The following is a 14,352-nucleotide window of genomic DNA, read 5'->3' as shown; positions in this document are numbered from 1 at the left end:
TTACTGTATGGCTCTGATTGCTCTTCCGTAGTGAGATTCTGAATTGATCCCTCCACAAGTTTCCCGATAGGCATCTTTTACGGCATCGCCCATGTCTCTGGCGGCTCCGGAGAAGGCCAGCAAGGAGGAGGTCTTGTGGTAATCGGAATTAATGGTTTTAATCGCTTCAAAGACGGAGATCATCTGTTGATCATTCAGGTCTTTGGTGGATAATTGTTTGAATACCTCTGCCTTATGATGATCCGAGGACATGCTCCTGAGTGCAGAGTTCATTCCCATTATGTTCTCTTTGCTCAGATCCTGATTTCGACTGGCTTTTATGAGAATAGCCGCCTGATGGTGATCTGAGGTCATATTATTGCGAACAAGCTCCATAAGCGCATTTAACTCGCTGGCATCCAGCTTATCGTTCAGCATTTCGGTACAAACACTTGCAATGTGGTGATCTGACCCGATATTCCTCGCGGAATGCAGAAAGCTATTGTATTCCTTGCTTGAGAGACCTGGCGACTTTAATGCGGCCTTAAGAACCCTGGCCTGGTGGTGGTCTGAATTGATAGATTTACTCTCCTTAACCAAAAGGGCGATGCTGTTATCCGTCATGGCACGGCTCTTTAATACGGTAAGCAGCACCTCCGCTTTATGATGGTCTGAGTTGATCTTGTCCATGATCTCAAACAGCGATTCCAGTTGGGATTCCGATACCTCGGCATCCTTTACAAGTTGTTTGAGTACGGAAGCCATATGGTGATCAGAATTTATGCTCTCCGCGGCCCGTATATAGGCATCCGTCGTGGCATTGTTCACCAAAAAGGCTTTTGCGTTACTCTTTAGAATCTCTGCCTGGTGATGATCGGATTCCACATCCTCTCCTACAACTCTCATAACGCCGATCAGGTCGTTATTGCTCAGATCTTTCCTCAACAGTAGTTTGAGATAGGCAGACTTCACATAATCACTTCTAATCAGTTCTACCTCTCTCAATACGGCATTGGCGCCTCCCTTGCGGTACATGCGGTCTACCCGCTGTTTTGCGGCGATGGTAGATGAGCGAAGGATTTCCGGAAGTATTTCACCCAGCCATCTTTTGCCTTCAGGCTCAAAACTCTGTTGGGACCCACCTACGTAATATTTTTTGACGAGACGACCCGAATCATCCGGCTCCATTAATATGCGGCGCCGGCTTCCGAAGGCGGATTTCTTGATCTCCAAATAGCCTCCTCTGGATATGGCAACAATATCCTTGTCGTCGTCGGAGAGTGTGATCTCACCCTCAAATTCCAGATAGAAGTTGTTTCCCCTGCCCTCTTTGATAGAAATGGTTGTTTTTCCGTTATTGGTATTTACATTGACCGAAGTACGTTTGGACTGTGCGTGGGATTCCGTGGCAGAGGTCCAGACCACCAGCAGAATAACTTTGAAAAACGCGAGGAGGAAGAATCTGACTAACTGTTGCATGATTGTTCGTTTTTTGATTGATGATGGCACAAAGATTAGCCATAGCTGAACATCATAAAAATGAAATGTAGTGAATTGTACATTCCGTGTGTTGAAATGTACAGAAAGCTATAAATCGGCCTTTAGCCAGATGGTTTGGCCATTGCTCAGGCCACTTTTTTGCTTAGCCTCCTGTCTAACCAGTAGATGGCAAGTCCCAGGATCAGATTCAACAATCCCAGACCTGTTTCCAGGGGTTGGGCAATTACCAGGTAGACGAGTATCCATAGACTAAGGCCAAGAAAAAGTAGCTGCGGGATTGGGTAAAGCGGACTTTTAAAACCCTTGCTTTCTTTGTTCTGACGTCTGACGACAAATACTCCGGCCACGGTAAAGGTCGCGAACAATTGCAGTACGAATCCGGTATAGATCATTACCTGTTCAAAGGTCCCCGTGCTGATAAGCAGAAGTGTTATGGAAGTCTGCAACCAAATTGCCCTTAAAGGGATATTGCTTTTGGTTTTTAGGGAGAACCACCTCCATAAATAGTGATCTTCTCCCAGCACCTGGGTGACCCGTGGTCCTGCCCAGGTCATGGCGCTAATACTTGAAACCAATAGCACCGCGATGCCAAAACTGATCCATACTCCGCCCTGTGGTCCGAATATGCTGTTTGCCGTTATCTGGCCAATTTCCAGTTGCCCTTCCAGGGCCTCGATGGGATTCTGGCGCAGGAATACATAGTTGAGTAAGAGGTATAGCACACTTACGAGCAAAGTTCCTAAAAGCAAAGCCCTTGGGAGGTTCTTCCTGGCATCCCTGATCTCACCGGCTATGTAGGCTGCCGCGTTCCATCCGGAATAGGAGAATGACACGTAAACGAAAGAAACCGCAAAAGCCGGGAGCATTACTTCCTCCTTCCAGCTATTCGTCCAAAGTAGTGCAGAAGACTCTGGCGCTTCCCCCAGACCAAAACCTATAAAAATAAGGATCAACAATACCTTTAAAAAAGTAGTACTGTTTTGCAGCATACTGCTCTTATGAATGCTCATAGAGTGAAGAAAGGCCACTGCCAGTACTACGGAGAATGCCAAAAACACGTGATTAACGCCGAGATAAGGCGCAACATATTCTCCCAGAGCCATTCCGGAAAGGGCCACGGGAGCAGCAAATCCGGCCGTAAGGGATACCCAACCTGAAAGATATCCCAAGGCCGGATGAAAGGCTTTTGACAAAAAATGATACTCCCCGCCAGAACGCAGCCAGTGTGTTCCCAATTCCGCATAGCTCAAAGCCCCGCAGACAGCCATCAGGGCGCCCAGGGACCAGAGGATGAAAATGGACCAGCTATTTACTACATCGGACAGTTGAAATCCCAGGCTTGTAAAGATCCCGGAACCGATCATGTTAGCCACTACAAGTGCAGTAGCTGTAAGCCATCCTATAGATGCGGATTTATTCATGCTGTACTGCTTACTGCTTTAACACTACCACCATATTAATGTATGTAACTCCCTGCGTTCATATCTATGGTTGTGCCTGTGGCGTGATCCATTTTCCCACTGCATATAAGCGCGGCCAAAGGGGCAATATCCTCAGGGATGGTCAGTCTGGGCAGTGAAATTTCATCGAGTATTTTCTGTTCACCATGCTGCTGTATGAACTTTTCTGCCATGGCTGTTCGCGTGAAGCCCGGAGCAAGCACAAACGCGGTTATATTGTATTTGCCGAAAGAACGGGCTACACTACGCGCCAGGGAAGTAAGGCCTCCCTTGGAAGCGGCATAGGCCAGATACTCTTCTGTTTCCCCACGAAAGGCTGCCCGGCTTCCGATATAGATCAGCCTGCCCCCTCCGACAGATTTAAAATGCTCAATGGCCTTTTTGGTGAGTATGGCAGCACTCTCCAGGTTAACGGCTATGGTCTTGCGCCAAATTGCCAGCCAGTCCTCATCAGATAAATCCGGAAAATGCGGTTCAAAAATACCAGCATTGAGCACCAGGCTGTCTATCCCGCCCATAGATTCAAGGGCATTTTCAAAAAGTCCAAGGACCTCCTCAGCATTTTCCAGGTCTGCCCTAAGCACATTGGCTAACGGATAAGTCCTGGTAATTTCACTTACGGCATCCTTACTTTGATTATAATGTACCCCTACCTGGGCACCTCTATCCAGCAAATAAGTGCTGATCGCCTTTCCAATACCTCTTGAAGCACCGGTTACCAGTATCCGCTGTCCTTGTAAGAGCTTCTCATCCATGATAAGTCCGGAGTTTCATGTTCATACCCGAATATCCCGTTCTAATGCCATCATTGAATACCATAATTATCACAGTCCGGGATATGCGGTGAAATGGTAAAAAAGCAATACACCTAAACAAAGCGTATGGGGAAGATCTCATAACTATCAGATAATGGGAAGGGCTCGCTATCAAATATAGATTTTATTCTGAATAAACGCATATCGATAACACTTACATTTCATCGATAAAATTGGTCTTACGGGAATATTCTTGGCAGCCTGCCCTGGAATAATTGTATCTTTATGTTTGATACAGAGCACTTTTAAAGCTACTGATTTAAAAGCTTATTTGAAAATGACCCGTGCCCTTCCATGGCTACTTCTGGCCCTTATGATTTGTCTTTCCTGTTCCAAGGACAGTGGCGGAGGTATGACTGATGTACCAGACCCTGACCCGGATTCTCCCAACCCGGAGACGCCAGAAGTGCAATCCAAGTTTATTCCTGCCAGTACACAACGCCTTGGCGATGCGCAAAAAGGTTTCGAATATCTTACTACAGGAGATTATATTAACTCCGGGATACCGTATGACGCTTATATACTGGGGTTTGGGGAAAATACTGATAACTACCTGGGAAGAACAGGAGATAATGCCGTGGTTTCCTATGAGTTTACCGCTGTAACGGCTCCTAACGGGGTCCGCGTTGTTGGTCCGAATTGCATGCAATGCCATGCCGGTCTACTCAATGATGAGTTTGTTATGGGCCTGGGCAATCATTCCGCGGATTTCACTGTGGATAGAAGCGCAAACTCTCCACTCCTGGATGCGGCGATTAGTTCTTTATACGGTGGGCAGGGTAGCCCGGAATGGGCGGCTTATGACCAATTCAGAAAAGGTATTGAGGTTATAGGTCCCAGAACAGTTACGGAAACGAGAGGCAGTAATCCCGCTGATAAAATACTGCAGACACTGGTTGCGCATAGAGATAAGCAGACCTTGGAGTGGATCGATGATCCGCAGGTGACGCTTACAGACGAAGTAATACCTACGGATGTACCTGCCTGGTGGTTGCTAAAGAAAAAAAACGCGATGTTCTATCACGGTATTACACGTATGGATTATTGCAAATCCCTGATGGCTGCCAGCTTGTTAACGCTTGCAGATGGGGCAAAAGCTATAGAAGTTGATAGTAATATGCCTGATGTCCTTGCTTATATTTATAGTCTTGAAGCTCCGGAATACCCATTTGGTATTGATACGGAACTCGCAAGTCAGGGAAAGGGCTTGTTTGATAATAACTGTGCCAGTTGTCATGGAACATACGGTAGCAATGCCTCCTACCCTAACCTCCTGGTCTCTTTGAGCACTGTTGGAACGGATCGTGCACTTTCGGATCACTATAGCACGTCATCTGAAATAAACGATTATTTTATGGATTTCTTCAATAACGGATGGTTTGGAACGGATGATAACCCGCTGTTGGTACTGGCCGAAGGCGGCTATGTCGCTCAGCCACTTGATGGAATTTGGGCCACAGCTCCTTATTTTCACAACGGATCTGTTCCTACCCTGGAAGATGTCTTAAACAGTTCTTCCAGACCGCGATACTGGAGCAGGAATTTTAGCAGTACCGAATACGACCAGCTTAAAGTGGGCTGGTCCGTAACGGAAGAAACTTCAAAAGTCAACAGAAATACGTACGACACTACCCTTAAGGGATATGGAAACCAGGGGCATACCTTCGGAGACAGCCTTAGCGAATCCGAACGGCAGGCATTGCTGGAATATCTAAAAACCCTGTAGCGGTAACCGAAAGAAGGGTTTAGAGCTATGAGAACCCTCCTTCACTTAAAAAAAATCCTATGAGAACACTTCTACTCGGCATTGTAATGCTAATAACTTGTGGCGCAGGCGCACAAACAAATATTGTACGCATAGAAGCAAAGGAAATTCCAAACCGTTTGGCTTTCTATGCCTTGAACGAAAGTGAAAAAGACCTTGATGTAAAGCTAACCATCAAAGGAAGTAATTTCAGGCAGAGCCGGGCAAAGCCCAGATTTGTGCGTGTTCCGGCCAGTTCTAAAGTACATATGAAGACCGTGGTGGTTCTCAGAGGCAAGAAACCTGTGTATACTTATGATCTGGTAGTAAATGACAGCCTGTCCAATCGGGCGCTGCGTAAGGAATCCACACCGATCAAAATAAAACCCAAAAAAAATATTATTGTCTATATACCTGAAAACTGTTCAGGCTGCGACAGCCTTTCCGTAGAATTGGCAAATGGCCGTTATCTGTTTACAGAGCACAATTTAATTGAACGTCCGGAGATCAAAGAACAACTGGGAAGGTCCTTTGCTAACAGAGTCAACCTAGACTCCCTGCAAACGCCTATAGTAAATTTAGGAGGCAGGCTCTTTACGAAAATTACCAACTACGAGGAATTACTGGCCGAGTTACAAAAGGACTAGTTTGGCAAACACTCCGCTTCCCCCCTAACCTTATAATAATAGGTGATGAATTTTGTTGCCCAATTCTTATTAAATGAGTCGTCCGCTTAGCGGGTAACAATTGTCGCTTTTTAGACTTCGTTAGCCTAAATACTTCAGAATTCAGGCTCCAAATATGGTCGTTTTTCGGTGATTTGAGCCTTTTCGAAAAAAAATCAAAAATAATTCAATTTTTTTATTTTTCTTTTATTTCATTGATTTACAGTATTTTAAGTAGTTTTTCTATTCCAAAAATCTGTTAAATATTGCTTAAAACGGTACTATTTATAACATAGTACTGTAACAAAAATATTAATGGGACGTCTATTAGATGTAAGTCGTTCAAATTTACTGAAATGAAAACCTTAAAACAGAAAAGTCAAACTAAAAGCAAACACCTGATAATGGGTTTCGGATGGAGTAAAAAAACGACGGAAACCAGAAGGCAACAACACAACAAAACAACAACATTTATTTATTAACAACATAAAAACTAGAAATCATGAGATTAAGTAGCAAGCACACACCAACAGAATCAAGAAGATTTTCATACTTCTCCAATTTCAAGGACAGCAAAAGAGTCCGATGGTCAGAAACAAGAAATTACGTGATCTAATCACACATCAACAAAAACATTTAACAACACAACACCTAGAAATCATGACATTAAGTAGCAAGCACACACCAACAGAATCAAGAAGATTTTCATACTTCTCCAATTTTAAGGACAGCAAAAGAGTCCGTTGGGCAGAAACAAGAAATTACGTGATCTAATCACGCATCAATCAAAACATCAACAACACAACACCTAGAAATCATGAAATTACCTAAGAGACAATCACCCACAGAATCAAGACGTTTTTCCTTCTTTTCTAATTTTAAGAATAGCAAGAGAGTTCGCTGGACAGAGAGCAGGCAATTCGTCTACTAGATAGCCAACCGTAGGACCAGGATTAGTTAGTGGTTAAAGAGGAGGTAACATTAAGTTGCCTCTTTTTTTTTTGCCCCCTCCCCTATGGACACAAAAAAACCCCTGCGCGTTGGCAGGGGTTCTCTCATACTATATTGTTTTACAAATTAGTCTTTAATGGATACGTCCTCAGTTGCACCGTTAGGATAAATAATGGTGGCAATATCGTCACAGGTACCGTCGCCAAAATCAACTGTAACTTCCAAACCATTCTTGTTTATATCCATAGACCCGCTGGTAAGGTATTCACAGCTTAGGTTTCCTTCCAGGGTCTCGTTTACTTCAACGGAATAGGAGTTGTCTCCTACTGTGATACTCCAGTTTCCTGATAAAGTGAAGCTGGTATCTTCAAGGCTTTGTCCAAAACTAAAGCCGAATACTTTCGTTCCGTTCTCTGTGATCTTGGACTCATCCGCAAGGGTTATTTCCATATTGCTGTTAACGACAAACGAGTAAGAGCTTTGATCCATATTCGCGTCAAAACCAAAACTTCTGGTTCCGTTAATCTCTATATCTCCTACAAAGAAACCGCTGTAAGTTGCTGTAAAAGCAGCAGATTCGTTATCTACTTCATAAACTACGGTAAGGGTACCATTAACATTATCCGTACCATTTAAGACACAGTTGTTGAACACTACTGTGAATCCGGTGTCTGAATAGGCGGCCTCATAGCAGTCATTGCCTTTGCTAGTAGTATTATTTCCGACAAACACCTCAGCCAGGACGGTATCAGCAACACCTGATATATCGTCAGTTTCTAAAATGGTCTGTAATTCTGTTTCAGAAAGCTGAAAATCCGAAGGGGTGGCATCGCTATCGCTATCATTGCTACAACTAAAGGCAATCACAGCCATAACTACCAGTAAAACAGAGTTTTTAAGGGTATAAAATGCGTTTTTCATTACAATCGTTTATGGGGTTTACGATGTATGAACGGAGAACGACCGGCTTTAGTGCACCGGAATCCAAATTATCGAGCAAATGCACAATTCGCCTTTTCTTATCAAAACGAGGAAATCTACTCCTTTTTACGCGTAAAAGGGACGAAACGGACTGCCATGAGGTTTTTCTTTTTGACCTTCTCTCCTTTTTTCTGCACAAGTACAAGCTGTCTTACCCCCCTGTGCGGTCCAACTGGAATAATCATACGACCGCCATCCTTCAATTGATCTATTAAGGGTTCTGGGATTTGCTCTGCTCCCGCTGTAACAATTATGGCGTCAAATGGGGCTTTCTCCTTCCATCCGTGATAGCCATCCCCTATACGCACGGTTATATTATCGTAGTCCAGGGATTTTAGCAGCTTTTTGGCCTTTAATCCTAATTTCTCTACAATTTCGATGGTGTAGACACTGTCCACAATCTCCGCGAGTACGGCTGCCTGATATCCCGATCCTGTACCGATCTCCAAAACGCGGGATCCGGGCCTAAGTTTCAGGGCCTGGGTCATATAGGCTACAATATAAGGTTGGGAGATGGTCTGCCCTTCTCCAATAGACAAAGGTCCGTCTGAATAGGCGTAAATCCGCATTTTCTCTGGCACAAAGAGGTGCCTGGGTACCTTGCCCATGGCCTTGAGTGTGGCCAAATTGGAAATGTCCCTCGCTTTTAACTGGGTATCAACCATATTCTTCCTTAGCGCCTGATAGTCTGCCTGACCAAAGACTGATAATGCCACCAGCCCCAGCCAAATTCCCATTATACCTCTTAAAAGCCTCAAGGGAAGAATATTAGAATAGTACTCTGAGCCGAAACTTTACCTGGAAGCCTTATCCGGTGCGCCAAGTATACCGTAGTAAGATATGCTGTTCCTGGCGCTGCTGGAAACTATTACCCGGGTATCTCCGGCTTTCCCGGCAGTGATGAAAAAACGGTGCGTTTCCGTATCGTTGGCCACATCGAAACGAATAATCGCCTTCCTTTTATCATCCCGGTATTCTACCTCATAATTCCGTACTTCCCCTTTAAACTGAATGCCGTTTGTGTGGTTGAATCCACCGCCACTCCGTACTGCCCCAAAATAAGGCAGGGAAATGTCTGCTTCCTTTCCATTGATCCTTATTTGATTGGGTCTTGTGGTAAGGGTAACGCTTTGGGTTCCGAGTGGATAAGCCCTGTTCGCCTCAAATACATAGTCCCCGGAAATGATCAGGTCTTTGGTATAATTATAGGCGGCGTCCGCCTTTTCTTTTCTGAGTTCCTTCTTGACTGAATTGTCCTGTGCATAGGACATCGAGGTCAGAAAGACCATAGTAAATGCAATTAAGAGAAATTTTTTCATAGTAAATAGCTTTAAGTTAATACAGCATTGCTTTAAAGATGTCCTCGTGCTTCTTTCTTTTAACTGCTGTCCGGATCCCGATTGTGGAACCCCGTTCTTTTTCTACAAATTTAAGGGATTCAGGCCGATGGTACCACACCGACAAGCATCCATATTGTTTTGCTCTTTTCGTTTTCCCAATCACCCATATCCTTTATTTCAGTACTTATGCTGAATCCGGCCTCCTTGAGCTCTTTTCTAACATATTTGGGTGAAAGAGTATGCGCCCGGGTCTGATCTTTGCGCGATTTATTTCTTGCATGGTCCTTAAGCTTTTCAATAAGCACGATTCGTCCGCCCGGCTTTAATGATTTTTTAATATGACCGAGGATCGCCATATAATCTTCCATTTCGTGATAGGTATCCACTACGAATACCACATCAAGTGCCTTCTCCGGTAACTTGGGATCATCGTAATCTCCGAGAACCGTTGTAATATTCTTAAGACCTCGCTTTTTCGCGTTCCTTTGGAGCGCTTCCAGGCGATATTCCTTGATATCAACCGAATAAACCTTGCCTTTTTCTCCCACTTCTTTGGCCAGATGCATGCTGAGGTAACCCTCGTGACAGCCTACATCAGCGACATTATTCCCGCTATCCAGTCCGGCGGCATTAAAAATCCGGGAAACGTCCATCCATTCATCCCGCTCCTTCCATTCGTCTTCTGTGTACTGGGCCCAGGCGTTGAAACTCCCCAACAGCAGGGCCAAAACGATTAGTTTGATGTTTTTTGATTGCATTCCTAAAAGTTAGTGAAAACCAGAATGCGACAGCCTTAAAATTCTCTTAAACTATCTGGAAACCATGGGTAAACGGATAAGTGATGGGTATTTTGCCGAATGATGGATTGTGTTTTTTGCGATTCGGCCCTCTTTCTCATCATAATTCCGACCGCCGGTATTGAGGTTCCTTGCAAAACGGGGGAAATTGCTGCTAGACACTTCTATCCGGATCCGATGCCCTTTCTCAAAATAATTGCTGGTGGCCATGGGTGTAAGCTTCAGCTGATAGACCTCCCCTTCTTTCATAAAGACCTCTTTTTCATACCCTTCACGGTACCTCGCCCTTTGGATGGTCTCGTCCAGGTTATAGGCCCGTCCATCCGGATATACATCTATGAGTTTTACCGTGAAATCCGTATCCGGAGCATCTGAGGATACATAGAGGGTGGTTTCAATAAATCCGGAAATTTCCACCCCTTCTTTCAGGGGTTCCGAAGTATAGACCAAAATATCCTGACGGGTTTCCATGACCTGCTGATCCCAGGCTCCACCCTTTATCGCGTTCCCTGTGCAGCAAACATTGCCGCCATAGGATGGTACCGGATTCATAGGATCATAGGTATAAGTATCCGGCTTGGAATCGCCCTTAGGTTTCCTTGTATCCAGGCTGCCATCTCCATATAAACTGTTGGCTTTCCCAGAGCTGTTTAGATAGAATGTGGTCATTTCCGCCTCCTGAGGAGGCCAGGTATCAGCGGATTGCCAGGTATTGCTACCCATAGTGTAGTATTGTACGCGGGGAGTCTTTTCCTTAAAATCGTTATCGAGCCCTTTCAACCAGAGATCAAACCAGGCATAGATCTGCTCATCGTAGTTCAGCCTTGCATCCCCAACACTTCGCTCCCCTACTACAGTGTTCGCCGTGGCCCTTTTGTAGCCGCAATGGAGTGTTGGTGCGATAACCAGGTATTGGTTCTCGCGGATCTCCGGATCTTTAGCGTTTGCACGCAGGTGATTGAAAAGCGCGATATTAGGGCTTATGGACACATCGTACCAGGAGGCGAACCAGAAGCCAGGAGTGCCTATTTCCATATTATCGTGATACAAACCTCCCTTGTACCAATCTTCGTGATTCGGGGTACGCCTTACCATCTTGTCAAAGATCTCTCTTTTCCCGTGAATGTTCTGAAGAATGTCCTGGATCGGAAGATGCGCCAATGCCTTGGCCATATCCACTGGCGGGTTTTCCGGTGCCAGGTCGTAAAACCGGGATATGCGTATCAGATCGTCCTGGCTGGCCCCCTCAGGTATCCTGGGCTTGAATTTATCGTGCTCCACACCGTATAACCAGGAAAAGAAGAGCATTTGTTCAGCGCCTCCTCTATACCAGTTTCCCTGTTCAAAATAATCCCCGACCTTTCCTACGCCTGCACCATAACCCTGGGCTACCATGGCTGCATGAGAAGGATGATCCAGGGCAGCAACAGCCATCTGCCATTCGGCTGTGGAAGAGCATCCAAGCGTACCGACCTTTCCGTTGGACCAGTTCTGGTCCTTCATCCAGCTAAAAGCGTCATAACCGTCTGTAAGCGGAACCCCAAGGATATCCCATTCTCCCTCTGAAAAATAACGTCCGCGTTCATTCTGAACCACATAGGCATAACCGCGTTTTACCGCTTCATAGGCCCGTTGGGCGGTCCGGGTTTGCCTTTCCCCATCCCCCCAGGAATTGAAGTTATACGGCGTTCGGGAAAATATAATGGGAACTTTTTCTTCAGTCTTAGGACGATAGATATCCGTAGCCAATCGGATACCGTCACGCATCGGTACCATGACTTTTTGGTCAATCACCGCGATTTCTTCCAGTTTTTCAAAAATGTCCTTCTGTCCGTAAAGGGAACAGACAGAGCATGACAGTATACAAAGCCATACTGCTGTCCAATATCTGAGATCTTTCATAGTGTCCTTGAATTAGCCTTTTAAAATTATGCAAAATATTTAAGGGTGGAAAACTGCTAAGAGGATCATAAAATGGTTTCAGAAACCATTGGTATTGATTACTTTAGGACAAACGATCTAAAAAAACAACCATCATGAGAACTTATTTACTATCCTTCGCGCTTTGTTTCATTTTCATTTCGGCGACAGGCCAGAACACGTCTAAGGACCTGGATGCTGTAAAAGCGGCTTGTATGGACTACATCAACACCTTTTACAATGCAGACACCACTTTGGCTTATAAAAGCATTCACAAGAGTTTACGAAAAACAGGTTTCTATTTCGCAGAGGAAGAAAATAAGTATTCCAAGCAACTGGAAATGCCTTTTGACAAACTCATTGCTTTGGCAAAACGCTGGAATGCCGATGGAAGCCGTGCCAATGACAGTAGTCCGAAAGAGGTTTCCGTATTTGAGGTATCGGATAAGACCGCGGTAGCTAAAGTGAGCGCCGTATGGGGCATTGACTATATAAGCCTGATGAAAATAGATGGGAAATGGCTGATCGTAAACGTATTGTGGCAATCGCCTCCAAAATTCTCCGTTACCGAAAGCAAATAAGTAGAGGGTAACGCCTTATTACCTTTTTAATACGAAGAAACCAACCAGGGAATTGCCGTTGACTGTGGTGATCTTGTACCAATAGGAATCCGAAGCCAATGGCCTGCCGTTAAAATTGCCATCCCAGCCCTGATCGGCATTCATTTGTTTCAACAACTGCCCAAAGCGGTTAAAAATGTCAACGGATCGTATTTCCACGTCCGAAGTGGAGTTCACGATCCATTCATCATTAAATCCGTCGTTATTCGGGGTAAAGAATCTGGGTACAGGAAAGGTATCTGCGGAAAACACTTCTTTTTCTGTTTGAAAAGACTGTTCGGGGCATTCTTCGGCTTCTCCATTAACTTTAAAAGGAATGATCCGTACGTAGATCCTGGTATCTCTCGGAAGGTTTTCACTAAACGCATAGCTGGTTTCCGGCGCTACAATGATCAGGTTGTCTACCAGGTCAGAGCCCTGGGGGCTGGTCCCGACGGACAGCCGATAGCCCTGTACGTCACTTACCGCACTCCATTCTAAAGTGGTACTAACAGAAACATTATTAGCACCATTGGACGGACTCAGCAGATTCGCACAATCCGGGAGAGCGGGTGCCTCCCCGGTAGTAAAAGAAATGGGTTCACAGTCAGTAGCCGTTCCCAGGTCATTATACGGAGTAATTATAACGAAATACAGTGTATTGCCCAGAAAATCCGGTGGTTTGAAATTCGTCCTGTTCCCTACATCAAAATTATCCAAAATCTTGATTCCACCCAGGGACTTTTCGATAACGGTTATCAAATATCCGGAAGCACCAAAATCCCGGATCCAGGTAATATTGGTGGTAACGGATACAAATTCCCCTCCGTTTATGGGGTCTATAATCTCCGTACAACTGGGTGGACTATCACCCCTGGTTCGAAACTCGGATTCGGAGCAACCCGGAGGGCTCTCTCCCGAGCTGTTGTAAGGTATGACGGTCACGTAAATCCTTTGGAATAAGGGTAGGTCGGCAGGCAGGTCATAAGTGGTAACATTACCCACATCCAGGTCGTTAACAATATCTGAGGCCCCGGAACTGGTTCCCACGGTCAGTCTGTACCCGGTCGCCTCCGCTGAAGCCGCCCAGCTGATGTCTGTGTCCGGGGCTACTCCGGAAGCCCTGTCTACCGGTTCTGAAAGCAAGACGCAAGTAGGTATTCCCGTGGAAGCGCCTGTGGTAAAACTCTCTTCCATGCAATTAAAGGCCGGGCCTGTATTGTTTGTCGGGACAATAGTGATATAATAGGTGGTTTCCGGCAGCAAGCCAGACGGAGGAATATAGCTGAATGCGTTTCCGTTGCTTTGGTTATTCAGTATATCTGTTCCTCCGGGAGTTGTCCCAATATTCAGGAAATATTCAGTGGCGTTGGATACCGGACTCCACTGAATATCTGAATTTAGCGCCACATCTACCGCACCGTTAAGGGGTTTGGTTAGTGCTGTACACTCTGGCTGACCCCAGGCAAGCTTGGCAAAGAACAACAGAATTACCCATACAAGTACGCTGTACCGCCCTGTATTAGGGGTATTCCGATCTATGGTTGCCGCACGATCCACCTTTAAATATAAAGAAATATTATCCTATTGGTCGTAAAAGT

Annotated in this window: 12 protein-coding genes; 3 read left to right on the top strand and 9 right to left on the bottom strand. The window is 45.2% G+C overall.

Annotated features, from left to right (window positions below):
* From GTQ38_RS14635 to GTQ38_RS14625, 3 genes are all read right to left on the bottom strand, one after another.
* Window positions 1-1,458: a hypothetical protein gene (locus tag GTQ38_RS14635; RefSeq protein ID WP_161436291.1), complete on the bottom strand. Its 1,458-nt coding sequence runs from the start codon at window positions 1,456-1,458 to the stop codon at window positions 1-3.
* Between the two features lie 146 nt (window positions 1,459-1,604).
* Window positions 1,605-2,900, bottom strand: a complete 1,296-nt coding sequence (locus tag GTQ38_RS14630; protein WP_161436290.1) for an APC family permease — start codon at window positions 2,898-2,900, stop codon at window positions 1,605-1,607.
* 35 nt (window positions 2,901-2,935) lie between these two features.
* Window positions 2,936-3,694 carry an SDR family NAD(P)-dependent oxidoreductase gene (locus GTQ38_RS14625; RefSeq protein WP_161436289.1) on the bottom strand — a complete coding sequence of 253 codons (759 nt, stop codon included), beginning with the start codon at window positions 3,692-3,694 and terminating at the stop codon, window positions 2,936-2,938.
* A 337-nt stretch (window positions 3,695-4,031) separates the two neighbouring features.
* Between GTQ38_RS14625 and GTQ38_RS14620 the strand changes: the two genes are divergently transcribed.
* Both GTQ38_RS14620 and GTQ38_RS14615 read left to right on the top strand, forming a co-directional pair.
* A complete protein-coding gene (locus GTQ38_RS14620) occupies window positions 4,032-5,480 on the top strand; it encodes a c-type cytochrome (protein WP_161436288.1) in 1,449 nt (482 codons plus the stop codon).
* A gap of 59 nt (window positions 5,481-5,539) precedes the next feature.
* Complete coding sequence (locus tag GTQ38_RS14615; RefSeq protein WP_161436287.1) at window positions 5,540-6,145, top strand: hypothetical protein; 606 nt, start codon at window positions 5,540-5,542, stop codon at window positions 6,143-6,145.
* Between the two features lie 1,095 nt (window positions 6,146-7,240).
* On the opposite strand, the gene GTQ38_RS21015 is transcribed toward GTQ38_RS14615, so the two are convergent.
* The 5 genes from GTQ38_RS21015 to GTQ38_RS14585 all read right to left on the bottom strand — a co-directional run bounded on the left by GTQ38_RS21015 (window position 7,241) and on the right by GTQ38_RS14585 (window position 12,134).
* Complete coding sequence (locus GTQ38_RS21015) at window positions 7,241-8,035, bottom strand: hypothetical protein (protein WP_238857947.1); 795 nt, start codon at window positions 8,033-8,035, stop codon at window positions 7,241-7,243.
* Between the two features lie 116 nt (window positions 8,036-8,151).
* Window positions 8,152-8,853, bottom strand: a complete 702-nt coding sequence (locus tag GTQ38_RS14600; RefSeq protein ID WP_238857946.1) for a protein-L-isoaspartate(D-aspartate) O-methyltransferase — start codon at window positions 8,851-8,853, stop codon at window positions 8,152-8,154.
* A gap of 36 nt (window positions 8,854-8,889) precedes the next feature.
* On the bottom strand, window positions 8,890-9,414 hold the full coding sequence (locus GTQ38_RS14595; protein WP_161436284.1) for a DUF4251 domain-containing protein: 525 nt from the start codon (window positions 9,412-9,414) through the stop codon (window positions 8,890-8,892).
* Between the two features lie 119 nt (window positions 9,415-9,533).
* Window positions 9,534-10,193, bottom strand: a complete 660-nt coding sequence (locus tag GTQ38_RS14590; RefSeq protein WP_161436283.1) for a class I SAM-dependent methyltransferase — start codon at window positions 10,191-10,193, stop codon at window positions 9,534-9,536.
* Window positions 10,194-10,244: 51 nt separating this feature from the next.
* Entirely contained in the window at window positions 10,245-12,134 is a 1,890-nt protein-coding gene (locus GTQ38_RS14585; protein ID WP_161436282.1) for a CocE/NonD family hydrolase, read from the bottom strand.
* 134 nt (window positions 12,135-12,268) lie between these two features.
* Here GTQ38_RS14585 and GTQ38_RS14580 point away from each other — a divergent pair, with 134 nt between their 5' ends.
* Entirely contained in the window at window positions 12,269-12,733 is a 465-nt protein-coding gene (locus tag GTQ38_RS14580) for a nuclear transport factor 2 family protein (protein WP_161436281.1), read from the top strand.
* Window positions 12,734-12,751: 18 nt separating this feature from the next.
* On the opposite strand, the gene GTQ38_RS14575 is transcribed toward GTQ38_RS14580, so the two are convergent.
* On the bottom strand, window positions 12,752-14,311 hold the full coding sequence (locus GTQ38_RS14575) for a T9SS type B sorting domain-containing protein (protein WP_161436280.1): 1,560 nt from the start codon (window positions 14,309-14,311) through the stop codon (window positions 12,752-12,754).
* Window positions 14,312-14,352 lie beyond the last annotated feature (41 nt).

This window comes from Poritiphilus flavus (assembly GCF_009901585.1).
In the GTDB taxonomy this organism is placed as follows: Bacteria; Bacteroidota; Bacteroidia; order Flavobacteriales; family Flavobacteriaceae; genus Poritiphilus; species Poritiphilus flavus.
Note: the sequence above shows the minus strand (reverse complement) of the source record. Positions and strands in the feature narration are given on the sequence as shown.